21 protein-coding genes are annotated in these 23,291 nt (G+C 32.5%); 10 read left to right on the top strand and 11 right to left on the bottom strand.

The features are described from left to right. Positions 1–10: 10 nt before the first annotated feature. The 5 genes from SD960_RS01950 to SD960_RS01930 form a co-directional block, all read right to left on the bottom strand. The gene (locus tag SD960_RS01950; protein WP_318800553.1) at positions 11–595 is read right to left on the bottom strand and encodes a Maf-like protein; all 585 of its coding nucleotides are present in this window, start codon (positions 593–595) and stop codon (positions 11–13) included. After that, entirely contained in the window at positions 588–1,514 is a 927-nt protein-coding gene (locus tag SD960_RS01945; protein WP_318800552.1) for a geranylgeranylglycerol-phosphate geranylgeranyltransferase, read from the bottom strand. The genes SD960_RS01950 and SD960_RS01945 overlap by 8 nt, the downstream gene beginning before the upstream one ends. 150 nt (positions 1,515–1,664) lie before the next feature. Then, positions 1,665–2,192: a KdsC family phosphatase gene (locus SD960_RS01940; RefSeq protein ID WP_042566914.1), complete on the bottom strand. Its 528-nt coding sequence runs from the start codon at positions 2,190–2,192 to the stop codon at positions 1,665–1,667. Next, a complete protein-coding gene (locus SD960_RS01935; RefSeq protein ID WP_318800550.1) occupies positions 2,176–2,937 on the bottom strand; it encodes a Rossmann-like and DUF2520 domain-containing protein in 762 nt (253 codons plus the stop codon). Before SD960_RS01935 ends, SD960_RS01940 begins: the two co-directional genes overlap by 17 nt. Before the next feature lie 63 nt (positions 2,938–3,000). Next, a complete protein-coding gene (locus SD960_RS01930) occupies positions 3,001–4,689 on the bottom strand; it encodes a glycoside hydrolase family 28 protein (protein WP_318800549.1) in 1,689 nt (562 codons plus the stop codon). Between the two features lie 310 nt (positions 4,690–4,999). Between SD960_RS01930 and ccsA the strand changes: the two genes are divergently transcribed. Beyond that, on the top strand, positions 5,000–8,215 hold the full coding sequence (ccsA, locus tag SD960_RS01925) for a cytochrome c biogenesis protein CcsA (RefSeq protein ID WP_318800548.1): 3,216 nt from the start codon (positions 5,000–5,002) through the stop codon (positions 8,213–8,215). A 195-nt stretch (positions 8,216–8,410) separates the two neighbouring features. On the opposite strand, the gene SD960_RS01920 is transcribed toward ccsA, so the two are convergent. The 4 genes from SD960_RS01920 to SD960_RS01905 all read right to left on the bottom strand — a co-directional run bounded on the left by SD960_RS01920 (position 8,411) and on the right by SD960_RS01905 (position 10,956). Further along, positions 8,411–9,145 (bottom strand): DUF3667 domain-containing protein, encoded by a 735-nt coding sequence (locus SD960_RS01920; RefSeq protein ID WP_318800547.1) that lies wholly within the window; start codon positions 9,143–9,145, stop codon positions 8,411–8,413. 17 nt (positions 9,146–9,162) lie between these two features. Continuing rightward, positions 9,163–9,543 carry a DoxX family protein gene (locus SD960_RS01915; RefSeq protein ID WP_318800546.1) on the bottom strand — a complete coding sequence of 127 codons (381 nt, stop codon included), beginning with the start codon at positions 9,541–9,543 and terminating at the stop codon, positions 9,163–9,165. Between the two features lie 94 nt (positions 9,544–9,637). Then, entirely contained in the window at positions 9,638–10,426 is a 789-nt protein-coding gene (locus SD960_RS01910) for an anti-sigma factor (protein ID WP_318800545.1), read from the bottom strand. Then, positions 10,426–10,956, bottom strand: coding sequence for an RNA polymerase sigma factor (locus tag SD960_RS01905; RefSeq protein ID WP_115848275.1), 531 nt, complete (start codon positions 10,954–10,956; stop codon positions 10,426–10,428). Before SD960_RS01905 ends, SD960_RS01910 begins: the two co-directional genes overlap by 1 nt. 868 nt (positions 10,957–11,824) lie before the next feature. On the opposite strand from SD960_RS01905, the gene SD960_RS01900 reads away from it, so the two are divergent. Then, positions 11,825–12,412: a glutathione peroxidase gene (locus tag SD960_RS01900; RefSeq protein ID WP_318800544.1), complete on the top strand. Its 588-nt coding sequence runs from the start codon at positions 11,825–11,827 to the stop codon at positions 12,410–12,412. Positions 12,413–12,716: 304 nt separating this feature from the next. Here the strand turns inward: SD960_RS01900 and SD960_RS01895 are convergent, their stop codons facing one another. Beyond that, positions 12,717–13,214 carry a GNAT family N-acetyltransferase gene (locus SD960_RS01895; RefSeq protein WP_318800543.1) on the bottom strand — a complete coding sequence of 166 codons (498 nt, stop codon included), beginning with the start codon at positions 13,212–13,214 and terminating at the stop codon, positions 12,717–12,719. Positions 13,215–13,254: 40 nt separating this feature from the next. Continuing rightward, the gene (locus SD960_RS01890; RefSeq protein WP_318800542.1) at positions 13,255–14,430 is read right to left on the bottom strand and encodes a thioredoxin family protein; all 1,176 of its coding nucleotides are present in this window, start codon (positions 14,428–14,430) and stop codon (positions 13,255–13,257) included. Between the two features lie 172 nt (positions 14,431–14,602). Here SD960_RS01890 and menD point away from each other — a divergent pair, with 172 nt between their 5' ends. The 8 genes from menD to SD960_RS01850 all read left to right on the top strand — a co-directional run bounded on the left by menD (position 14,603) and on the right by SD960_RS01850 (position 23,228). Then, positions 14,603–16,264 (top strand): 2-succinyl-5-enolpyruvyl-6-hydroxy-3-cyclohexene-1-carboxylic-acid synthase, encoded by a 1,662-nt coding sequence (gene menD / locus SD960_RS01885; protein WP_318800541.1) that lies wholly within the window; start codon positions 14,603–14,605, stop codon positions 16,262–16,264. A gap of 98 nt (positions 16,265–16,362) precedes the next feature. Beyond that, positions 16,363–16,704: a DUF2853 family protein gene (locus SD960_RS01880; RefSeq protein ID WP_318800540.1), complete on the top strand. Its 342-nt coding sequence runs from the start codon at positions 16,363–16,365 to the stop codon at positions 16,702–16,704. Positions 16,705–16,845: 141 nt separating this feature from the next. Beyond that, entirely contained in the window at positions 16,846–17,703 is an 858-nt protein-coding gene (locus SD960_RS01875; RefSeq protein ID WP_318800539.1) for a S1 RNA-binding domain-containing protein, read from the top strand. 1,063 nt (positions 17,704–18,766) lie between these two features. After that, the gene (locus tag SD960_RS01870) at positions 18,767–19,600 is read left to right on the top strand and encodes a 1,4-dihydroxy-2-naphthoyl-CoA synthase (protein ID WP_035681238.1); all 834 of its coding nucleotides are present in this window, start codon (positions 18,767–18,769) and stop codon (positions 19,598–19,600) included. A 101-nt stretch (positions 19,601–19,701) separates the two neighbouring features. Further along, positions 19,702–20,664: a 1,4-dihydroxy-2-naphthoate octaprenyltransferase gene (menA, locus tag SD960_RS01865; RefSeq protein ID WP_318800535.1), complete on the top strand. Its 963-nt coding sequence runs from the start codon at positions 19,702–19,704 to the stop codon at positions 20,662–20,664. 29 nt (positions 20,665–20,693) lie between these two features. Beyond that, positions 20,694–21,371 carry a metal-dependent hydrolase gene (locus tag SD960_RS01860; RefSeq protein WP_318800534.1) on the top strand — a complete coding sequence of 226 codons (678 nt, stop codon included), beginning with the start codon at positions 20,694–20,696 and terminating at the stop codon, positions 21,369–21,371. A 104-nt stretch (positions 21,372–21,475) separates the two neighbouring features. Next, a complete protein-coding gene (locus tag SD960_RS01855) occupies positions 21,476–21,985 on the top strand; it encodes a DUF2199 domain-containing protein (protein WP_318800533.1) in 510 nt (169 codons plus the stop codon). 40 nt (positions 21,986–22,025) lie between these two features. Beyond that, positions 22,026–23,228, top strand: a complete 1,203-nt coding sequence (locus SD960_RS01850) for a hypothetical protein (protein WP_318800532.1) — start codon at positions 22,026–22,028, stop codon at positions 23,226–23,228. The last annotated feature ends 63 nt before the right edge of the window (positions 23,229–23,291 follow it).

The following is a 23,291-nucleotide window of genomic DNA, read 5'->3' as shown; positions in this document are numbered from 1 at the left end:
AAATAAATTTTTACACTAAAGTACTCAAATATTCGTAAACTTTAGCTGTTGGCAAGCCCATAACATTGGTATAAGAACCTTCAACTTTTGCAACTGCCATAAAACCAAACCATTCCTGAATACCATAAGCTCCGGCTTTATCATAAGGTTTGTAGTTTTCTATATAATATAAAATAGCTTCGTCAGACAAATCTGTGAAAGTTACTTTGGTTACATCATTAATTAGGGTAGAAGCAGCGTTCGTTTTAAAACAAACCGATGTAAATACTTCGTGTGTAGTATTCGACATTGATTTGATCATTTCAAAAGCTTCTTCGGCACTTTTAGGTTTTCCTAATGCTTTGTTTTGATGCCAGACAATGGTGTCGCTGGTTACTAAAATTTCATTTTCTTTTAGTTCACCTTCAAATGCACTGGCTTTTAATTCAGCCAAATAATCGGTTATTTCAACAGCTTTTAATTCTGGAGGATAAATTTCTTCGATGTCTTTTAACCTGATTTCGAAATCAAGATCTAAATCTTTAAAAAACTGCTGTCTTCGCGGCGACCCCGAAGCGAGGATTAGCGTATATTTTTTTAATTTTTCTTTAAGCATTGTACTTGATATTTAAGGTAATAATCAAAATTGATAAAATTCCGAAAAGCAAAATCAGTTTTAAAACCGTACTTAAATGATGAAAATCTTTCTGAGATTTAGCACTAACTATTTTTACACCAAAATATCCTAAAGGCGCTAAAACAAAAGCAAAAGCATATAAAGTAACAATATAAAGATTGTTTTCTATAAAGTATTTATCGATATAAAATAGTGTTAGAATAAACGGAATTACAGCAAAGCCCAAAGCCACTTTTGCAGCTCTGCTATTTCCAATTGCAATGGGTAACGTATTCATTCCCTGATTATAATCTCCATTTACATCTTCGATATCTTTTATTATTTCACGAATAAAATTAATCATAAAGGCAAATAAAGCATAATCAATTAATATAGAAAACATACTTGCCATTTGCGCCCGATTTTCGCCGGTCGTTGCCGGAAAAATATCAAAAACACCAATAATTATAACGCTAAGCGATAACACTGAAGCTACCACAAAATTTCCTAAAACCATAATTTGTTTTAAGCTTGTAGAATAGAAATAAAGCACAGAAGCAATCAATATAAAAATCACGGCAAAACTTGGTCTCATGATCACATTTGACAAATAACAGCCTATGGCAACGCCGGTAATATTTAGTCCAATATAAATATTGTAACCACGGGTTTCAGAAATGCCTTTACCAATTACAACATCATTTGGTTTATTAATTCTATCCGTCGCAATGTCAAGAATATTGTTAATTACATATCCCGCTGCCGCTAATAAAACGGTGCTTAAAATCAATAATCCATATTGCCAGTCTGCCAGAGCCAAAGGAATATCCTGCTGTTTTAAAAATGCATAACGAAATAAAAGCTGCATAAATGCCAGCATTAACAGGTTCTGGTAACGAATGAGTTTAAGGTATTTCATTTTTTTTTGAAGGTTCTAAGTGGCTAAGTTGCTAAGGTTCTGAGGTTTTTTGTTTCACGTTTTTCTTTGTTTCAGGTTTCAGGTTGCCAAAGTTTGCGCATTTTCAAAAAACTTGAAACCTGAAACCTGAAACAAACTGAGACTGAAAAACTAATCGTGTTGACCGTTAAAATACTCCATCCATTTTCCCTGTACTTTCATTACTTGCTCGATTACATCACGTGCAGCGCCTCGTCCGCCTTTTACGTGAGAGATGTAACGGCTGATATTTTTGATTTCAGGACTTGCATCTTGCGGACAAGTTGGTAAACCTACTAATTTCATAACATGAAAATCGGGAATATCATCGCCCATATACAAAACTTGTTCTGGTTTAATATTATAAGTATCCGTATATTCTTTAAAGGTTTCAACCTTGTTTGGAGTTCCCAAATGTATGTCTTTAATGCCTAAATTTTGAAGTCTAACACGCACACCTTCATTACTTCCGCCAGAAATAACACAAACATGATAGCCACTTTCTACAGCTGCTTTCATGGCAAAACCATCACGAATATTCATCGTGCGAAGAATTTCCCCTTCGCTGGTTACAAAAACGGAACTGTCTGTAAGTACGCCATCAACATCAAAAACAAATGTTGTGATATCGTTCATTATTTCTTTATAACTCTTTGCCATTATTTTGTATAGATTGTGTTAGTATTTTATAAATATTCTTTTGATTTTCATTTGTTAAATACTCCAAATGCGCCTCAATTGTAGTCGAATCACTGCGTTTTGCAGGTCCGGTTTGAGCTTCGGTTGGATTTAAAGTATTGATTTTATCAGCCGTTTCCTGAATTAAAGGTTTCAATATTTCAAAAGGAACCTTATTTTCTTCACAAATTTCCTGACCAATCTGATATAAATGATTCGTGAAATTGTTCACAAAAACTGCAGCGACATGAAGTGCCTTACGCTGCTCTGAATTTATAGGAAAAACAGCTTTTGAAATGCTTTTTGCTACAGTATCTAAAACACGAAAATCAAATGTATTTTCTGCTTCCAGACAAATCGGAATCACTGAAAAATCAACATCCTTATTTTTAGAAAAAGTTTGAAGGGGATAAAAAACGCCTTTACGGTTTTTGTCATCCAAAGTCTCAATTGAAGCCGTTCCCGAAGTATGAACCACAAGCTGGTTAATAAAAGGTAATTTTGCTGAAACCTCTGCAATTGCGTTATCTGTTACGGCAATAATATATAAATCAGCTTCTTTTAAATCCTGAAAATCGTCTACAATTTTATCAAATTCAATCAAAGAAGCCAGAGTTTCTTTTTTTCTGGAAAAAACCTGTGCAATTTCAACAAGTTCAGTTTTAGCAAAAGCTTTTATCAAATGCTGTGCAACATTTCCGGAACCAATTAACGTTATTTTAATCATAACGCAAAATTAGCATTATTTTTTGAAAGTAGAGACGCACCGCGGCACGTCTCTTATGAAGAATTACATTTTCACCGCTCCTTTAGCAACAGTTTCACCAATAGTCGTTGTTTTAGAATAATTTAGATCTTTAGAAGAAACTAATTCAATTTTCTCACTTGCGGCGCCATCTATTGTAACGGCTTTTGCAGAAGTTGAGTTGAATTCTACATTCTTTAAAGACATATTTTTCCCATTATAGATTTCAAAAATAGTTGGGCTTTTGATGTCTAATTTGGCATTTGTTATTTTAATTCCGTTTGCATCGATGATTGAAAAACCTTTTTCTGCTTTTGCAGTTAAGTTTGAAATTTCGATATTTTCCAGATTCATTTCAGGTAAACCTTGTAAAAATACAGCTTGATAAGCTCCAGTAATGGTAATGTTTTTAATCGAAATGTTTTTGAATTGCGGTGTTTCTTCATTTACCGGAACCGCTTTTGTATTGATTTTATTTCCGCCTTCGGCTAAAGTTTCTGCGATAGATTTTCCTCCATAATAAAGGTCAAAAGAAATTGCCTGCGATGGAATATCGGTCATAAAAATATCTGAAATATAGATATTTTCCACAATTCCGCCACGTCCGCGTGTGCTTTTAAAACGCAATCCAACATCAGTTCCCATAAAAGTACAGTTAGATACGTGAAGATTTTTTACGCCTCCAGACATTTCACTTCCTACCGTTACACCGCCGTGTCCGTGATACACGATATTATTTCGTACAATAATATTTTCGCATGGAACGCCACGGTCGCGACCGTCTTTATCTTTTCCTGATTTAATACAAATGGCATCATCGCCAACATCAAAACTGGAGTTTTCGATCAATACATTTTTGCAGGATTCTACATCAAGACCGTCTCCGTTTTGAGAATACCAAGGGTTGCGAACGGTTATATTTCTAACAATTAAATCTTCAACCATTAAAGGATGAATATTCCAGGCTGGAGAATTTTGAAAAACAGGTCCGTCAAAAAGTACTCTTTTACTGTTTTGAATACTAACCATTACCGGGCGAAGAAAATCATGAATGGCTTCAAATTCTTCTTTTGTTTTTAAATCAAGACGAACATTTTGATCGGCGCCAATAGAAGCTTTCATAAAAGTTTCAGAGGGATACCAGCTTTCTTTTTTCTCATTTAAAACCCCTCCGGAAGCAATCACTTTTTTCCATTGGCTATCGGTTAGTTTGCTCTTTTTAACTTGTCTCCAAACTTCGCCTGAGCCATCCCAAACACCATTTCCGGTAAATGCAATATTTTCTAAGTTTTTACCATAAATAGGAGAGATGCAGCGCCAGGTGTTTAAGCCTTCAAAACTGGTTTCTATAATAGGATATAGACTTTTATCTGTCGAAAATTTAATCAAAGCTCCGGTTTCTGCATGCAGTTCAATATTACTTTTCAGAATAATGGGTCCGGTAAGCCATATTCCGGGCGGAATAACAACTTTTCCGCCCCCTATTTTTGAAACAGCATCAATAGCATCGGCGAAAGCCTTTGTATTAAGAGTGTAACCGCCGTTTACAGCTCCAAAATCTTTTATATTGACGGAATTATTGGGAATTTGAGGTTCCTGAACTTTGGCCATTTTAAATTCGATTCCTGTATAAGTTTCAGCTGTTTTGGATTTTTGAGCCTGAATACTTCCTGAAAAGCAAGTCGCTAAAAAAGCGGCTAAAATGCACAATAAGTTAGTTGAGTTAGTTTTCATTTCGAAATTATATGAGTTTGGTTATTAATAGCTGTAATTCGTATTTTGAAACTCGATTTTTATCAATTCTGAAATAATTCTTGTTTTTCAAATATAAATTAAAAATGTAATCGATTACACAAATCTAATGATTTTTTTTCATTTTCAAAGAAATTCTAAAATAGATTAATTGTAGTATTTAACTTGTTTAAGATGAAAACATCAAACTAAATTAAACCTATTTTTGGTTTTAATTAACAAATGGCAAATATCGATACTCAACATTTTTAAGTACTTTTGTGGCACTTTTATACAATGTAATTCCTCAAAAATGGATAAAAAAATATTCTCTTTTTTGTTTTCTACACGATTAATGGCCGTTCTTTTTTTAACATTTGCAATCGCAATGGGTGTTGGAACTTTTATCGAAAGTAAATACAATACCGATACAGCCAGAATTTTAATTTATAATACCTGGTGGTTTGAAGCCATAATGGTTTTCTTCCTCATCAATTTCTTCGGAAACATCAAACGCTATCAATTATTAAAAAAAGAAAAGTGGGCGACTTTATTACTCCACCTTGCCTTTATTTTTATTCTTTTAGGAGCTTTTATTACACGTTATATTAGTTACGAAGGTATGATGCCAATCCGCGAAGGCGCTGCGGAAAACCAAATTTATTCTGATAAAACATTCATCACTATATTTGCAGACGGCGAATACAAAGGTGAACCAAGAAGAAGAGTTTTTGAAAAAAGCCTTTTATTATCTCCAGTTACCAATAATGATTTTAGTATTTCAGGAAAATTTGATGAAACTCCTTTTGAAGTGAGTTACAAAAATTATATCATGGGTGCTAAAGAAATTGTAAAACCGGATGCAAACGGAACTTTATACCTTAAACTGGTAGAAGCAGGAGCAGGCGGGCGTGAAGAACATTTTCTGAAAGAAGGTGAAGTTCAGAACATTCACAATGTTTTATTTGCTTTGAATAAACCTACTGCCGGCGCTATAAACATCAATACAACTGGTGAAAAATATACTATTCAAACTCCTTTTGAAGGACGTTTCATGAGAATGGCCGATAAGCTTGAAGGTGATGTTACTAAAGATAATGTGCAGCCGTTAATGATGCGATCTTTATATAGTATTGGTGATATTAGAATCGTTTTCCCGGATCCTGCTGTAAAAGGAACTGTTGATTATGAGTCTAATAACGATTTTAAAGCAAAATCTCATACCGATGCTTTACTTGTAAAAGTAAAAGCTGACGGACAGGAAAAAGAAGTAAGACTTTTAGGTTCTAAAGGTAGTATTGGTGAACCACAAACAGTTAAAATTGGAAAAATAGAATATACTTTATTCTACGGAAGTAAAGCTTATGTTTTACCGTTTAAAGTAAAATTAAACGACTTTATAGCCACAAAATATCCAGGAACAGAGAAAAGTTATTCGGCTTTTGAAAGTAAAGTAACCGTTCAGGATTCTGCAGAAACTTTTGATGCTGATATTTATATGAACCACGTTTTAGATCATAAAGGATTCAGATTTTTTCAATCATCATTTGATCCGGACGAAAAAGGAACTGTATTATCTGTAAACCACGATTTCTGGGGAACTAATATCACCTATTTTGGTTATTTTATGTTGTACTTTGGTTTAATGGCCATTATGTTTACTAAACATTCTCGTTTTGCAGATTTAAAACGTAAACTGGAAACTGTGAAAAAGAAAAAAGAAAAATTAATTACCATTTTCGTTTTATTGTTTAGTTTGAATGGCTTTGCACAGGCACCTCATGTTCATGAACATAATCATTCGCATAACGAAGATCCAAATGATCATGCCAATCATGTTACAGCTCCGCCAAGCCAAAAACAAATAGATTCGTTATTGACAATTTATAAAGCTCCTGTAGGACATGCTGCAAAATTTGGCCGTTTGATTATTCAGGATGCAGGCGGTAGAATGAAACCTATCAATACTTTTTCATCTGAATTATTGAGAAAAGTGAGTCAGAGCGATACCTATAACGGAATGAATTCTGATCAGGTATTTTTATCGATGACACAATACGCTCAGGTTTGGATTCAGGTTCCTATTATTTATCTGAATACAAAAGATGACAGTATTCGTAAAATTATTGGTATCGACAGAAAAGCAAAATTAGCTCCATTTGTAAAGTTTTTTGACGAAAACGGAAATTATAAACTTGCACCTTATTTAGATGCTGCTTACAAGGCAGGAAATCCAAATAGTTTTGAGAGAGATTTTATCGAAGCTGATAAAAAAGTAAACTTAATGGAATCTGCGTTGAGTGGTAGTATCTTAAAAATATTTCCAATTCCGAATGATCCTAACAACAAATGGATCTCTTATTTAGAATTGAATAATGCAGGTTTAAAGGGAATGGATTCTACTTATGTAAAGCAAATTCTTCCAATGTATTTTAGTGCATTAAACAACGGTTCGATTTCTAAAAACTTTGATACTGCCGATCAGCTGGTAGAAAGTATTAATGGTTTTCAGAAGAAATTTGGCAGTAAAGTACTTCCGAGCGAACAAAAAATTGATCTTGAGATCGCCTACAATAAGTATAATATTTTGCCAAAAATGTTTTATTGGTATTCCCTTTCAGGAATCTTTATGTTGATTTTTACACTTTTCAGTACCTTTTTCGATAAAAAATGGTTACGAATCACTGTAAATGGTTTTCATATATTAATTGGAATAATCTTCGTATTGCACACAGCTGCATTAATTGCCCGTTGGTATATTTCGGGTCACGCACCGTGGAGTAATGCTTATGAAGCCATTGTGTATGTGGCTTGGTCAACAATGTTCTTTGGATTGGCTTTTGATAGAAAATCGAAACTTACTGTGGCATCTGCAGCATTTGTGACGGCGATGATTTTCATGGCATCAAACGCCAACTGGATTGATCCTGAAATTGCCAATTTACAGCCTGTTCTAAATTCATATTGGTTAATGATTCACGTTGCTGTTATTGTGGCAAGTTACGGGCCTACCGCACTTGGAATGATTTTAGGTTTTGTAGCCCTGATATTGATTTTCTTTACCAATGAGAAAAACAAGGCCAAAATGGAATTAAACATAAAAGAAATCACTTATATCAACGAAATGGCATTGACTATTGGTTTGATTATGTTAACAATAGGAAACTTTCTTGGAGGACAATGGGCCAACGAAAGCTGGGGACGTTACTGGGGATGGGATCCAAAAGAAACCTGGGCATTAATTTCAATCATGATTTATGCATTTGTAATTCACGCTCGTTTTGTACCATCGCTTCGTAGTAAATGGTTTTTCAATGTAATGAGTATGTACGCCTTTGTATCTATTTTATTTACCTATTATGGAGTAAATTTCCATTTGGTTGGTCTGCATTCTTACGCAAGCGGAGAAGCGCATTCATTAAGCTGGGTTTATTATTCACTAGGAACCATTTCTTTAATTGCACTTATAACATATCCAAAATACAATAAGTATTATAAAAGCAAAAAAGCTGTAAAAGCAAAAAAATAATAATTTCAGAAAGCAAATTATTAATTCTCTTCAAAGGTTCAACGCAAAAGTTGGACCTTTTTTTTTGATCAGTAGCAGAATTAGGAGCTATTTCCTGCTGTCCTTCCAAATCTTTTGTGCCGAACCCCGGCACAAAAGGATTTTCCCTCCCATCAGGGCTAGGGCACCTCGTTTCATTAGGATATTTGTAATTAATTATTTAGGAAGTTTTCCAAGCAAGGCAAGAATTATAACCAGTATTATTGTAAAAACAACCAAAAAAATCAGGTGACTTAATATCGTTAAAAAGAAAGCTTTTGTTCTTGGCATTCTATTAAAAAACTGAATGTTTGTCCATAATATTAATATAATTCCTAGTAGATAAGTTATAGAGGAAAACTTCTCCGCATGATGTTTACTATTTAAATATAAAAGTATAGGAAATGCCAAAATTTGTACAAAAAGTCTTTGTGAAGCCTTAAAAGTGTTTAATACAAATAACTCAAAAAAATTATAGCCTTGTTTTTTAAAAACAATATATGATCCAATCGTGTATATTGGAATTGTGGCAATCGTTACCCAGGCAAAATGATTTGTCATCCATTCATTGTAGTCACTTATATCTATTTCTGAGTCTGTAGAAGTCTCAAATATATCAATATGAAAATAATGATATAAAAAACCATAAAGCGCTCCCAAAACCGCAACTAAAGACAAAGGCTTAAAATGTCTTATTCTTTTTCCCTCAATAAATTCCCGAATTGAATGACCGGGTCTTGTAAACAATTGTTTAACCGAATAAGGAATTCCATTATCAAAATGCAATAATCCGTGTTGAATATCATGCCATAAAAAATGTGCATTTATTTTGTGTGTATCAGCAGGTTGTCCGCAATTATTGCAGTAATGTCCTTTAAAAGTCTGATTGCAATTTTTACAGGTAATTTCCATACTTTAAAACTTTTAAATTATTCAGATTTCTTAAAACCGTTTGGATACATAATGGCTAATAAAACAAAAATCAGTAAGAAGTTATATTCTACACCATTTCTCCCGCCTCCAACAACAAACCAGCCTTCCTGAAAATGAACTAAAATTATACCCATTATCAAAATAAAAATAGTAACAAAACCTGCAGGCTTAACATATTTGTTTAGTAGTAACAATATAGCAGCGATGATGTGCGAAATTTTTATTGACCATGCCAGAAAAACACCAAACGGCGCAAAACCAATCTGATTAAGATATAGATTTCCAAAATCGTTTATACCATTATTGAAAATTCCAAAAACAGAGTGGGAGAGAAGTATGATTGCAGTTGCGATTCTTAAAAGTAAATTTCCGTTCATATATTTGGTTTTGAGTGTTTTGAATTAAAAATAATAAAAAAACGCATATTAAAATAAATTAATATGCGTTTTAAGTTTTGTTTTAAATTGTATTTTAAACTTTTCCTAAAGTATATAATTGTTCCATTGTAGGCGTTGCACTTCCTCCGGCCGGCTCAAGTGTAATTCCAAAAGCTTCTGCCGAATCTGTTTGTTCTACAGCAAAAATCTTTTGATCATTTTCTTCAAAATTATCCAGTAAACCAATACTTGTTGGCGTAAGAACCGGACTTAATTTTAAGGACCAAACCTGATAAACCATTCCTTTTGGAGGTTTTGGTAAACCTGCAGCATCTATATAAGTCGTTTTGGTGTTTTTGTTCCAATATACTTTGGCAAAAGATGTTGGAGAAACCGCCTGACCGCCAAGTGTTACACCTGTATTTTTGATGTCCCGAACAATCGTTAAGTTTTTCTCTGTTTCTTTATTTTGCTGATCTAAATAAGCAAACTCTCTCTGAATTTTATTCTTTTCATTACCAACAGTTGCAATAGCTTGCTTGGTTTTTGTTAATTCTAAAGTTTGATATCCAAGTCCTAAAAGCATTAAAACCGCAGCTGCCCAGCCCACATATTGAGACCAGTTTGATGCCGGTTTCATATCGACTACTTTGCCGTGTTTCAGCTCGAGGCGTGCTTTTATCTTTTCGAAATTAGCTACAGAATGAAAAGGTGAAAAACTTGATGATAAAGCTATAATAGCTTTTTCTATCTCAAGAATCTCCTGTTCAACCTCGGGATTTTTCTTTGCCATTTCGGCTATCTCCAGGTTTTCTGTTTCGGTTAATAAACCGTAAACATAAAGTTCTAAAATTCCTGATTCTATATACTCTTGTGCTTCCATTATATTTTTAAATAATTACGTAAATCGTTAATACAGTTTCTGTTTTGCGTTTTGATAGTACCTAACGGAATTGCCAGCTCTTCTGACGCTTCTTGTTGAGTGTATCCTTTAAAAAATAATAAGTCAATAATTTCAATACACTTTGGTTTCAATTTTTTTACAAATTCCTGAATCCCAATGGTGTCAATTTTATTAGTGAGTTTATTACTGTCATCTAACAGATTTACGAAATTATCCGAAGAAAGGTTTTTTTGGCTATTATTAAAATTTTTGGATCTTAGCTTATCGATGCTCGTATTACGAGCTATATTAAGGATCCAGGTGTAAAAACGACCTTTACCTTCGTTATATGAATCTATATTTTTCCAGATTTTTACAAAAACTTCCTGCAAAACATCTTCAGCTTCTTCACGGTTTTTTACGAGAACATTGATGACCGAAAACAAACTTTTAGAATACATATCATACAAATGGGTAAAAGCTCTTTCGTCTTTTTTGTAAATTAAAACTAATAATTCTTCTTGACTCATACATTTTGGTTTTTAAGCTTAAACAAAATTTTAGGAAATATTTTATTACAATGAGATAAAGATAATTTATTTTTTTATGAAAAAATACTTTTTTTTTATTGTTCTCAGCCCTTTAAAAATAAGGGGTTTATAGAAAAAATACTTTTTTTTTACTTTTTTTGATTTTTTTAAAACCAAAATTTAATCTCTTTCGTATATACAATTATAAAAGTAAGTGAAATAATACAGATTGAAAAAATAAAGATAAAAGCCGATTAAAAATTTGATTTATATAAGATTAGTATGAGCCTTTTAAGAGTATTAAAAAAGAAATTTAATAATCAAAAAAAACATCATGAGTAACGTAAATAAATTAAAAATACTGATAATTGCCTTAACTAGTGTCTTGCAGTATTCAAATTCCACAGATACTATTCTTCGAAAAGGTATTGTTAGACATAGTTCTTCAACAATACATCAAATAGGTAATTTAGATAATAGCAGTTCTTATAAGAAAGATGTAAATCAAGATTTATAAAATTTTATAGTTGATGCTACTCGGACTTCCAGACTGAAAATTTCCGGAATTTAAAAACTACCAGGAAAATAAGCCATTTAAAAATTGTAAACACCACTCAGAAAGTATTTGGAAGTTTAACAATTCAGGGAACAAAGAATTTTTCGTCATAACCGCAGTGCATCAGCTATAATTTAAATAAAAAAAATATATAAAATTAATTTCATGGTTTGATTTGTTTGTATGGGGAGAAGCCTAACGAGTGATTAACGTTAGGCTTCATTTTTTTATTTAACTTATGATTAAGAAAAAATAAGCAGTCAAAATCTCTTTAAGAAACTGATTTTGATTAATTTTATAAAAAATCTAAACATGAAAAAAATTATAATAATGGCGTATGGTGCACTACTTTTATTTAGTTGCCAAAACCAGGCGCAAACTAATAAAACGAAAACGCCTAAAATGGATAAAGTCATGACAAAAGAAACTATTTATCAATTTAAAGTAGAAGATTTATCAGGAAATTCATTTGATTTTGCTTCTTTAAAAGGTAAAAAAGTAATGATTGTAAATACCGCTTCAAAGTGCGGATTAACGCCTCAATACAAAGATCTTGAAGCAATTTACAAAGAATATAAGGACAAAGGTTTTGTAATTGTAGGTTTTCCTGCAAACAATTTTGCTTCTCAGGAACCGGGTACAAATGAGGAAATCGGCGCTTTTTGCCAACAAAATTACGGAGTAACTTTCCCTATGATGGACAAAGTTTCTGTAAAAGGCGATGACATGTGCGAAGTATATAAATTCCTGACCCAGAAGTCTAAAAATGGTTTACAGGATTCTGAAGTAGAATGGAACTTTCAAAAATATTTAATTAACGAAAAAGGCGAATTGGTTAAAGTTATCAAGCCAAAAACTTTGCCAACAGATCCTGAAGTTATCAACTGGATAAAAAGTTAATTAGAAAACTATCAAACCTAAAAGTCCGCAAATTTGAATTTCTCAAGTTTGTGGATTTTTTTTTACAACAAAGTACATCTTTGCTTGGAACGAAGCGATCGCAATTGCTGCATCGACAAAAGTTATATTGAAGCGATATTGAACGCGGATGACGCTGATTCGCAAGCGAAAACGCGGATTTGTACGGATTTTTTTATAACAATCTTATGTTCTTGAGTGTTTTACTTTGTGGTCATAAAAAACTTTAAAAATCCTCGCGATCTTTGCGTAAATTCTTGGCGGTCTTTGCGGTAAAAAATAGGATCTACTTCAATATCAACTGCATAAATACCAAATCAAGCCAGTGATCAAACTTATATCCCACTTCGCGAATCGTTCCTGTAGCTACAAAACCAAATTTTTCATGAAAGGCAATACTTCCGGCATTATCAGCATCGATGGCGCCAATCATTACATGGTAGCCTTGTTCTTTTGCCAAACGAATTAATTCTGTCAGTAATTTAGAACCAATTCCTTTTCCTATTACATGATCTACAACATAAACAGAATGTTCTACGGTATATTGGTAACCAATTTTTTCACGAAATTGACCATAACTCCCAAAACCAACTACTTCGCCATCTAAATCGGCTACAACAATAGGCAGGTTTTTAGCTTTTTTATCTTCAAACCATTTTGTCTGCACTTCAAGAGTCTGAATATCATAACTATAATTTGCTGTTGTATGTAAAATAGAATGATTTACAATTTCAAGAATTTTATCTAAATCTTTTGTTGTTGCGGGTCTAAGTATTGTATTCATGATGGTTATAATTGGAATTTGGAATTTATATTTTGAAATTTTATTTGTTATTTAATTCAGCTAATAAAACATCAACATCTTTAGAATTCCAATTCATTTCCTTTGCAATTGTTTTGGCATCTTTAGCGTATTTTAAAGCTGATTTTTTATCTTTTATTTTATTACACAACCTTGCAGTCAGCAGATTACCATCATAAGAATCGTTTAATTCTAAAGAATGTTTTACCCAGAAAATTGATTTTTTCAGGCTTTCCTCGTCAGTAATGTGTTTCAAATAAGTTTGTCCAATATCTTTTAGGAAGCTGGCATCATTCCAAACTAATTTTTGAGTGTCTTCAAGAGTAACTTTTTTATAAAACTGCCATTTTTCGGTTCTTTCTGCCAGAGTTAAATCAAACTTAAAAACTAGTGAATCTGTTTTTTGCAAACGAATTGACTTTGCAGTTTCTCTTTGTTTATAATAGTTTATCGTATCCAAATTATCTATATAAGGGCGCAATAACTCTGTTACAATATTTTCTATTTTTCGATCAACACGATTTTGCGAAGCTACGGCGGCAAACTCCTTTTGGTGTTTTAAAACGTATTGAAATTCCCTCGAATTAATATCAGTTACACCATTGGCAATAACACGCCAGTTTGTTTCGCTAACTAGTTGATTATCTGATTGTGTTTCAAGATAAATGTGTGTTGGAATCGATAGTTCTGTTCGGTCTTTTCCTTTTTTTAAAGTGTTTAAATAAGCAAAAAACTTAGTTGAATTGCTTTTATCGGCTAAAAACTCTTTTTCCAGATAAGGCAATTGCATTTTAGGATTCAAAGCAAAATTGGCCTCGTTCATGAAATCAGCTTTTTTCATTTCGCCCTTTAAAGCATACAAAAGCGTTTCATTATCATCCAAAAACAAAAAAGTCGGCAATGATTTGGTATTGAATTTGTCTTTCAGCGCAATACCTTCTTCCTTTTCAATATTTTTCCAAACGCAGATATAATTTTTCTTCAGAAAATCCATTACGGCTGCATCGCTAAAAACTTCGTTTTTCATTTGATTGCAATGTGGGCACCAATCAGCATATAGCATTACGAAAAGTGGTTTTCCTGTATTTTTTGCAGTTTCTAAAGCAGTTTTATAAGGAACATCATCAGGAATAAACTGATTTTGAGATTTTATTGTTTGAATTGAAATGAATATAAAAAGTATATATAAGAAACGCATATTGTAATTTTTACCGGGAATTTCGTTTCACAAATATATCCTCTTTTTACAAAAGCAGTCTTAATATCTTCCTAATTTATAAGTTAAATCCAGTGCGAAGTTTGTAACTTTGTACTATCAAAAGTTAATCTTGCTCTTAAAGATTTCTTTATAAAAATAATACATTATAAGAATGATTTACCCCAAAATACCGCTTGCACAAAGCATTATCGAAATTTGTTTAGCAAAAGGAATCACCAATATTATAATTTCTCCAGGATCAAGAAACGCACCTTTAACTATAGGTTTTGCCCAAAATCCTAATTTTACCTGTTACAGTATTGCAGATGAGCGTAGCGCCGCTTTTTTTGCATTGGGAATTGCCCAGCAAATTAAACAGCCAACAGCTGTTATATGTACTTCAGGATCAGCATTATTAAATTATTATCCTGCTTTTGCCGAAGCATTTTACAGCCAGATTCCTTTAATCGTAATCTCTGCAGATCGTCCGCAAAGTAAAATTGATATTGGTGATGGACAAACGATTCGTCAGGAAAATGTTTTTCAGAATCATTCTGTTTTTAATGCTAATTTAACTGAAGAAGCTTCAGAAGAAAATGATTTAAAAATCAATAAAGCGATCGAAACTGCAATTCTTCAAAAAGGCCCTGTTCATATCAATGCTCCGTTTGAAGAGCCACTTTATCAAACGGTAGATACACTTTCGGTTCACCCGAAAATTACGGTTTCCGAAGAGATTATCGGAACAAAAACTATAGAAAACAGTGGAGAATTAGTTTCAATCTGGAACTCTGCCAAGCGTAAATTAGTAATGGTTGGCGTTAACGAAGCCAATACTATTGATAATGAAATTATTCAAAATTTGGCAAATGATCCTTCGGTTGTTGTGCTGACAGAAACGACTTCTAATCTTCATCATCCAAGTTTTATTAATAGTATCGATACTTTAATTACTCCATTTGAAAATGGTGATTTTGAAGACTTTCAACCAGAAATTTTATTGACTTTTGGCGGAATGATTGTTTCGAAAAGAATCAAGGCTTTTTTGCGAAAATACAAACCAAAACAACATTGGCACATAGATACTTTGCGCGCCTACGATACGTTTGATGCAAAAACAAAACATATTGTGATGCAGCCAAATGATTTTTTTACCAATTTACTTTCTAAAACAACATTTGTAGAAAGTGATTATTTTTCTAAAATCAACAAGATTTACGATTTGCGAAAAATAAGAAAGCAGGAATATCTCAGTAAAATACCCTTTTCTGATTTTCAGGTTTTTGAAAAAATAATAGAAACTTTACCCAAAAACAGTCAATTGCAAATAAGCAACAGTTCGGCAATTCGATATGCCCAATTAATTGATATTGATAGTTCTATAGAGGTATTTTGTAACCGTGGCACAAGCGGAATTGATGGAAGCACATCAACGGCAGTAGGAGCTTCGGTAGGGAGTAAAAAGCAAAATGTTTTTATAACCGGCGATATTAGCTTTTTGTATGATAGTAATGCTTTGTGGAATTCTTATATTCCTAATAACTTCAAAATTATATTGATTAATAATGGAGGGGGAGGAATATTCAGGATTTTGCCGGGTCATGAAGAAAAACCTGTCTTTAATACTTATTTTGAAACATCACATCAATTAACAGCTGAACATTTGGCTAAAATGTATAAAATGAACTATTTAACAGCAACTGATTTGAAGTCTTTAAATGAGGGTATTGATTCATTATACAGTCAGAATAACACGCCGGCTATTCTGGAAATATTTACGCCAACCTTAGAAAACAATTTCATTTTAAATCAATTTTTCAAGGAATTAATCTAATTTATAATTTGTAAGTTAAATTGGGTTAAAATAATTGTAATTGTAAAATAAATATGTAAGTTTGATGTTTTAAAATAACAATCAAATAACTGTTTATTATGAGTGCAAGAGAAGAATTAATTAAAAAATATGCAGAAGATTTAAAGGAAAAATGTGGTGTAACGCCAAATATGGATTTATTGACTAAAGTAACAATTGGTTGCGGACCGTCTATATACAACCCAGATGCATCTACAGTTGCCGGAAGCCAGCCATCTGAATTGGAAACGGTTAAGAAAAATTTCCTAATAAAAAAATTGGGTTTACCAAAAAGTCCTGAATTAGATACTGCAATTCACGCAGTTTTAGAAAAGTATGGTAAAGCCAATAAACACAAATACAGAGCTGTAGTTTATTATTTATTGACAGTGCACTTTAAAAAAGAGAGTGTTTACAAATAAATCGAAACGATTATATACAAAAGCACCATTTATTTGGTGCTTTTTCCTTTTTATGTGGAATATTTTTCTGCGAACCATTTTCAAACTTCGTACATTTGCGCCTTAGAAACTTAGTTGCTTATCAGCTTAGAAACTTAGAATATGATTGAAATAGGAAAATACAATACACTAACTATATTACGTGATACCAAAGTTGGTTTGTTTTTAGGGAATCCTGAAAAAGATCCCGAAGGAATTCACGATATATTATTACCCAATAAATACGTTCCCAATGAATTTGAAATAGGCGAAGAACTTATCGTTTTTGTTTATTTAGATCATGAACAGCGTCCGGTTGCAACAACTCTTGAACCTTATATTTTATTGAATGAATTTGCTCTTTTGCGAGTAAATTACATCAATCAGGTTGGTGCTTTTATGGATTGGGGAATGGAAAAAGACATTCTGGTTCCGTTTAAAGAACAGGCTCGTCCTATGGAAAAAGGAAAACGTTACCTGGTTTATCTTTATATGGACGAAAAAACAAATCGTTTGGTGGCTTCAAGTAAATTGAACCAATTTTTGTCAAACGATCGGCTTACAGTTGAAAAAGGAGAAGAAGTTGATTTGATTGTATCGCATATTACCGAATTAGGGATAAATGTGATCATCAATGAGCAGCACAAAGGTTTGTTATATAAAGATGAAGTTTACGACGACGCGATTAGAACCGGCGACAGACTGCGTGGATATATTAAAAACATTCGTCCTGACAATAAAATAGATGTTGCTTTGCAAGTGCAGGGATATCAAAGTATTGAGCCAAATGCAGAGAAAATTTTAGATGAATTGCGTGCGAACAGAGGCTTTTTACGTTTAAATGATAATTCTCATCCCGAAGACATTAAAACAGTATTAAAAATGAGCAAAAAAACTTTTAAAAAGGCCGTTGGTGCTTTGTATAAAGATAAACTCATCGAAATCAAAGAAGACGGAATTTATCTGATTCAGGAAAATTAAAATTAAATTCCAATATTTTAAAATTCCAAATTCCAATAGCATTTAATATATTGGAGTTTGGAATTTTTATTTACTTGAAATCTAAAAATTGGATCAACACTAAATGTTGTGGATAATAACTTACTGATTATTTTTTAACGCAGAGAACGCAAAGGCTTCACTTAAGGATGCCTTAAAAAGCATAGAGTTCGCAAAGCTAAATCAACACAAAGCTTTGTGAACTTTGCTTTTTTATAAAAACTAAGAGTAAAAAAACTTAGCGTTCTCTGCGGTAAATTTTTTTCTTTCTCGATAGGTTTTGACTTTGTCTCATTTGGTTTGGAATTTGTATTTTATTTTTTGGAATTTAAACCATTTATAACAGGAAAGGCTACTCATTACAAGTAGCCTTTCCCTTTTTATTCTAGTTTTAAAAAAAATTGTAATTAAAAAAAAACAGAAATAAAATTATTCGAATCAATCATTTAAGATAATAACTTTAAAAATTTTAGAAATCATCGTCGTGATTGGTATGTCTTTAAATAGTTTATAACATTCGCATCAACAGCAAAAAATCAATTTCACGGCAGAACCATTTGGTTTGTTTGATATTTATATTTATAGAAAGTTTTCAATTTAAATTAAGTCCCCATTATCGTAATCCTTGCTAGACAAATTGAGTGAACAATTCTATTTTTTAACCTTAGGTGTTACTATCTCTTCTTTGAGTTTTTACAAACGCATAAACCATTTGCCCATCAATTAAAGTTTTAGTATTCAAAACCCCAAAAAAATGAGCGACAAATTTTTTAAATTTTCTCAAAAAAATCATTTTTTAGGTTAATAAATCAGTGAAAGAAAATCAATCTGAAATCAATGAAATAAATGTATCTAATTGATTTCTAGGCCGTAAAATTACTTATTTTTTTTTAAAACGAATGTTAAATAATGTTATTTTTTGTAAGTAAATACTATTTGTTAACATTCAACCACAATTTAGTAAAGACTTAAAGTAAATTGAGTAGGTAAAAATGTAAAAATGGTTTATTTTTACACTATAATTATTTAAAATAGACAAATAGAAATGGATTGGATTACTGCCAGAGAATTTGAAGATATAACTTATAAAAAATGTAATGGAGTTGCAAGAATTGCTTTTAACAGACCAAATGTTAGAAATGCTTTTCGCCCAAAAACGACTTCAGAATTATACCAGGCTTTTTACGACGCACAGGAAGATACTTCGATTGGGGTAGTTTTACTTTCGGCAGAAGGACCATCAACAAAAGATGGTGTTTATTCTTTTTGCAGCGGAGGAGATCAAAATGCTCGTGGACATCAGGGTTATGTTGGCGAAGATGGCCAGCACCGTTTAAATATTCTGGAAGTACAACGTTTAATTCGTTTTATGCCCAAAGTGGTTATTGCCGTTGTTCCTGGTTGGGCAGTTGGTGGCGGACATAGTTTACATGTGGTTTGCGACATGACTTTGGCCAGTAAAGAACATGCTATTTTTAAACAAACCGATGCTGATGTAACCAGTTTTGATGGTGGTTACGGATCTGCCTATCTTGCTAAAATGGTGGGACAGAAAAAAGCACGTGAGATTTTCTTTTTAGGAAGAAACTATTCAGCTCAGGAAGCAATGGATATGGGAATGGTAAATGCTGTAATTCCACATGATGAGCTTGAAGACACTGCCTATGAATGGGCTCAGGAAATTCTTCAAAAATCACCAACTTCTATAAAAATGCTAAAATTTGCAATGAATTTAACCGATGACGGAATGGTTGGTCAGCAGGTATTTGCAGGAGAAGCAACACGTTTGGCTTATATGACCGAAGAAGCAAAAGAAGGAAGAAATGCGTTTTTAGAAAAAAGAAAACCAAATTTCGGAGAAAATAAATGGTTGCCATAAGAAGTTAAAAATTGTTTCAAGTTTCAGGTTTCAAGTTGCGAAACTCAACCCAAAACTTGAAACCTGAAACCTGAAACAAATTCAAAACTAAACAAAACATAATGAAACATTGGATTGAAGCCGCCAGACTGCGCACATTGCCTTTATCAGTTTCCGGAATAATAGTAGGAAGCATATATGCCCTATCACACCCAACGGAAACTATCAATACACCAACTGAAGTTTTTAGCTGGAAAATTTTTGGTTTTTCACTTTTAACGACACTTGGTCTACAGGTTTTATCCAATTTTGCAAATGATTATGGAGACGGTGTAAAAGGTACTGATAATGCCGACAGAGTTGGTCCGCAACGTGCTATACAAAGTGGTGTAATTACGCCGCAGGCAATGAAAAAAGCCATCATAATTACTTCGATATTGACACTTTTATCAGCAATTATTTTAATCTATTTTGCTTTTGGAGAAAGTAACTTCGGATACTCTATATTTTTTCTTTTATTAGGAATCGCTGCCATTATTTCTGCAATTCGTTACACAGTTGGTAATTCTGCTTACGGTTACAAAGGTTTTGGAGATGTTTTTGTTTTTGTATTCTTCGGACTTGTAAGTACTTTGGGAGTAAATTTTTTGTATTCGAAAGAAGTAGATCCTATTTTAATTTTACCTGCAGTTTCAATTGGTTTATTAAGCGTTGGAGTTTTAAACCTCAATAATATGCGTGATGAAGAATCAGACAAAAAATCAGGAAAAAATACAATTGTAGTTCAAATTGGCGGAGCAAAAGCAAAAATCTACCATTTTGCATTGATTATAACAGCCATGCTTTTGGTTGTTGTTTTTGCAATATTGAGTGATTATCGTTTCGATCAATATTTATTTTTATTGGCTTATATCCCTTTAACAAAACATTTAATTACCGTTTATAAAAACCAGAATCCTAAGTTATTAGATCCGGAATTAAAAAAACTCGCACTTAGTACATTCTTACTTTCTATATTATTAACTGTATGCATGATCTCGTTGATTTCAGACATTATTGTTAACCTCTTCTTAGGCGGAAGATAAAATAAAGTTCAATTTTAAAAACTTATCAAATGAAAATTACATTTTACGGACACGCTTCTTTAGGCATTGAAGTGGGAGGAAAACATATAATTGTTGATCCTTTTATTACAGGAAATCCACAAGCGGCAGCAATCGATATAAATACATTAAAAGCTGATTATATTTTATTAACTCATGCACATGGCGATCACGTTCTTGATGTTGAAGCTATTGCAACTCGTACCAACGCGGTAATCGTTTCTAATGCAGAAATTACAAGTTATTACGCAAAACAAGGACTTAATGCACATCCGATGAATCACGGCGGAAGCTGGAAATTCGATTTCGGAAAAGTAAAATATGTAAACGCAATTCACTCAAGTTCTTTTCCTGACGGAAGTTACGGAGGAAATCCTGGTGGTTTCGTAATAGAAAGCGAACATAAAAACATATACATTGCCGGAGACACAGCTCTTACAATGGACATGAAATTGATTCCGTTAAGAACAAAATTAGATTTGGCAATTCTTCCAATTGGAAATAATTTTACAATGGATGTTGAAGACGCTATAATTGCTTCTGATTTTGTAGAATGTGATAAAATCTTAGGGTATCATTTTGATACTTTTGGTTATATCGAAATCAATAAAGAAGAATCTATTCGCAAATTTTTCGATAAAGGAAAAGATTTAATGCTTTTAGGAATTGGAGAATCTATTGAATTGTAGTTAAAAGCTTCATCATATTTTTTTTGTGGTTCCCGAAATGTGAGGAACCACAAAAGAATATGCTTTATCGAAATTTAAAAAAAAGATTTTTTGCGATAATTAATATGGATAATAGTAAGTTTATTTGTGAGTGCTGTGGTAAAGAACATGAAAGTTGGCCTGCACTAACATACAATTCACCAAGTAGTTACTACAATCTTTCCACTGAAGAGCGGGAAGAAATAGCTGTAATCGATCAGGATTTTTGTGTAATTAAGTACCCGGATCATGTAGATCGATTTGTCAGATGTGTTCTTATTCAAAAAGTGAACGACCATTGTGAAGACCTTGAATATGGTTTTTGGGTTTCCTTAAGCGAAAAAAGTTTTAAGGATTATCTCGAAAATTTTGATAATGAAAATCATGAAACACAATATTTTGGGTGGCTTTGCAATTATATCCCACAATATAAATTTTCAAATAGCGTTCCTACAACCGTTGTAACCAAAAGTGGCAATGACAGACCGGAAATTTTTCCTCATCAGGATTTTGACCATCCTTTTGTAAAAGATTATTATGAAGGAATTACAAAAGAAGAAGCTGAAAAAAGAATTCAGGGAATGCTAAAAAATTAGGCTTGAAATTTGCATGAATATTTAAACTAAATTTTCTAAAATGAATTTAAAACAAATAGCCCTATTTCTTTTAATAACAATTTCTTATAACACTTTTGCACAAAAAGATGGTTATTGGGACAAAGAACGCGCCACTACAAAAGAAATTATTGTTTATGCACGGGACCGTATTACTCTGACAACTGAAGATTTACCTGTTGGAACAACTGAAATCGTATACAGAATTACGCTTCTGGACGAAAACCAACAAATGGCAAATAGTTTAGTTTCAGTATTAAAAGCAATTCCAGATCCTACAGGAATCAGTCAGGGCTCTGCCGGAGCAGTTTTTTTAATGTCAAAAATTTCAGGAGACGATACTTGTACTTACGCATTATTTACTTCGGGAGAAAATGCAAAAAAATATATTGAAGACGGTAAAACAGACAAGGCTTGTTACGCTCAGGTTGATGCCGTAAGCAAAGATGCTAAACGATTATCGCTTGATAAATCTTCTTGTTTGGGAGAAAACGTAAGTACAATATGGTTTGGTTTTCACAGTAAAAACTGGGTTTTAAATCAAAAAATAGTTTTGGAAGTCGTGCCGTGGGTCGATACAAAACTGAATAGAGGCTGGAACCAGGACAATAAAAACGAGATTATCAGCTTATGCAAAACATCTACAATGGCACAAAAAATGGCCAATTCTGATGATTTTTGTGTTTGCATTATGGATAAAATAACAAAACAATATCGTTACTCGGAGTTTCAAAAGTTATTGCCAATCGAAAAGAATAAAGTTTATAAAGATTTTGGGAATGCCTGCTACAAAGATGCTGACATATCAAAAAATGTTTATAATGATTTGAGAAATCAGGCTTCAGCTTTAATAAAACAACAAAAATACAATGAAGCAATTCCGAAATTAAATACTATAATTAATGACGGAAAAGCAACTGCACTGGACTACAGTTCGATAGGCTATTGTTATATTTTGACTAAGCAATATGCAAAAGCTATAAAATCATTAAAAGAAGGTGAGAAATTGGACGACACAGAATTATTGGTCAAATTAAATCTGGCGCATGTTTATTTGGTTAGTGATGACTACAGCGAAGCAAAAGCGATTTATAAAAAATATCAGACTCAAAATGTTACTGACAGTTTAAGCTGGATAGAAAAAACAAAATTAGATTTTGCCGCATTTCAAAAAGCAGGTTTACCATCTAAAGATTTCGAAAAAGTTCTAAAACTTTATAATTAAAAAATTTTCCACCATATAAGTTATATAAGTAAATTTAAGTTAGCCACCACGCAATATTTAAAT

Source organism: Flavobacterium sp. MMLR14_040 (assembly GCF_033657265.1).
Lineage (GTDB): Bacteria > Bacteroidota > Bacteroidia > Flavobacteriales > Flavobacteriaceae > Flavobacterium.
Note: the sequence above shows the minus strand (reverse complement) of the source record. Positions and strands in the feature narration are given on the sequence as shown.

Bases quoted from the DNA above. Each gene is read 5' to 3' on its own strand.
- SD960_RS01950 (WP_318800553.1), bottom strand. From the start codon at position 595: ATGCTTAAAGAAAAATTAAAAAAATATACGCTAATCCTCGCTTCGGGG.
- SD960_RS01945 (WP_318800552.1), bottom strand. From the start codon at position 1,514: ATGAAATACCTTAAACTCATTCGTTACCAGAACCTGTTAATGCTGGCA.
- SD960_RS01940 (WP_042566914.1), bottom strand. From the start codon at position 2,192: ATGGCAAAGAGTTATAAAGAAATAATGAACGATATCACAACATTTGTT.
- SD960_RS01935 (WP_318800550.1), bottom strand. From the start codon at position 2,937: ATGATTAAAATAACGTTAATTGGTTCCGGAAATGTTGCACAGCATTTG.
- SD960_RS01930 (WP_318800549.1), bottom strand. From the start codon at position 4,689: ATGAAAACTAACTCAACTAACTTATTGTGCATTTTAGCCGCTTTTTTA.
- ccsA (WP_318800548.1), top strand. From the start codon at position 5,000: ATGGATAAAAAAATATTCTCTTTTTTGTTTTCTACACGATTAATGGCC.
- SD960_RS01920 (WP_318800547.1), bottom strand. From the start codon at position 9,145: ATGGAAATTACCTGTAAAAATTGCAATCAGACTTTTAAAGGACATTAC.
- SD960_RS01915 (WP_318800546.1), bottom strand. From the start codon at position 9,543: ATGAACGGAAATTTACTTTTAAGAATCGCAACTGCAATCATACTTCTC.
- SD960_RS01910 (WP_318800545.1), bottom strand. From the start codon at position 10,426: ATGGAAGCACAAGAGTATATAGAATCAGGAATTTTAGAACTTTATGTT.
- SD960_RS01905 (WP_115848275.1), bottom strand. From the start codon at position 10,956: ATGAGTCAAGAAGAATTATTAGTTTTAATTTACAAAAAAGACGAAAGA.
- SD960_RS01900 (WP_318800544.1), top strand. From the start codon at position 11,825: ATGAAAAAAATTATAATAATGGCGTATGGTGCACTACTTTTATTTAGT.
- SD960_RS01895 (WP_318800543.1), bottom strand. From the start codon at position 13,214: ATGAATACAATACTTAGACCCGCAACAACAAAAGATTTAGATAAAATT.
- SD960_RS01890 (WP_318800542.1), bottom strand. From the start codon at position 14,430: ATGCGTTTCTTATATATACTTTTTATATTCATTTCAATTCAAACAATA.
- menD (WP_318800541.1), top strand. From the start codon at position 14,603: ATGATTTACCCCAAAATACCGCTTGCACAAAGCATTATCGAAATTTGT.
- SD960_RS01880 (WP_318800540.1), top strand. From the start codon at position 16,363: ATGAGTGCAAGAGAAGAATTAATTAAAAAATATGCAGAAGATTTAAAG.
- SD960_RS01875 (WP_318800539.1), top strand. From the start codon at position 16,846: ATGATTGAAATAGGAAAATACAATACACTAACTATATTACGTGATACC.
- SD960_RS01870 (WP_035681238.1), top strand. From the start codon at position 18,767: ATGGATTGGATTACTGCCAGAGAATTTGAAGATATAACTTATAAAAAA.
- menA (WP_318800535.1), top strand. From the start codon at position 19,702: ATGAAACATTGGATTGAAGCCGCCAGACTGCGCACATTGCCTTTATCA.
- SD960_RS01860 (WP_318800534.1), top strand. From the start codon at position 20,694: ATGAAAATTACATTTTACGGACACGCTTCTTTAGGCATTGAAGTGGGA.
- SD960_RS01855 (WP_318800533.1), top strand. From the start codon at position 21,476: ATGGATAATAGTAAGTTTATTTGTGAGTGCTGTGGTAAAGAACATGAA.
- SD960_RS01850 (WP_318800532.1), top strand. From the start codon at position 22,026: ATGAATTTAAAACAAATAGCCCTATTTCTTTTAATAACAATTTCTTAT.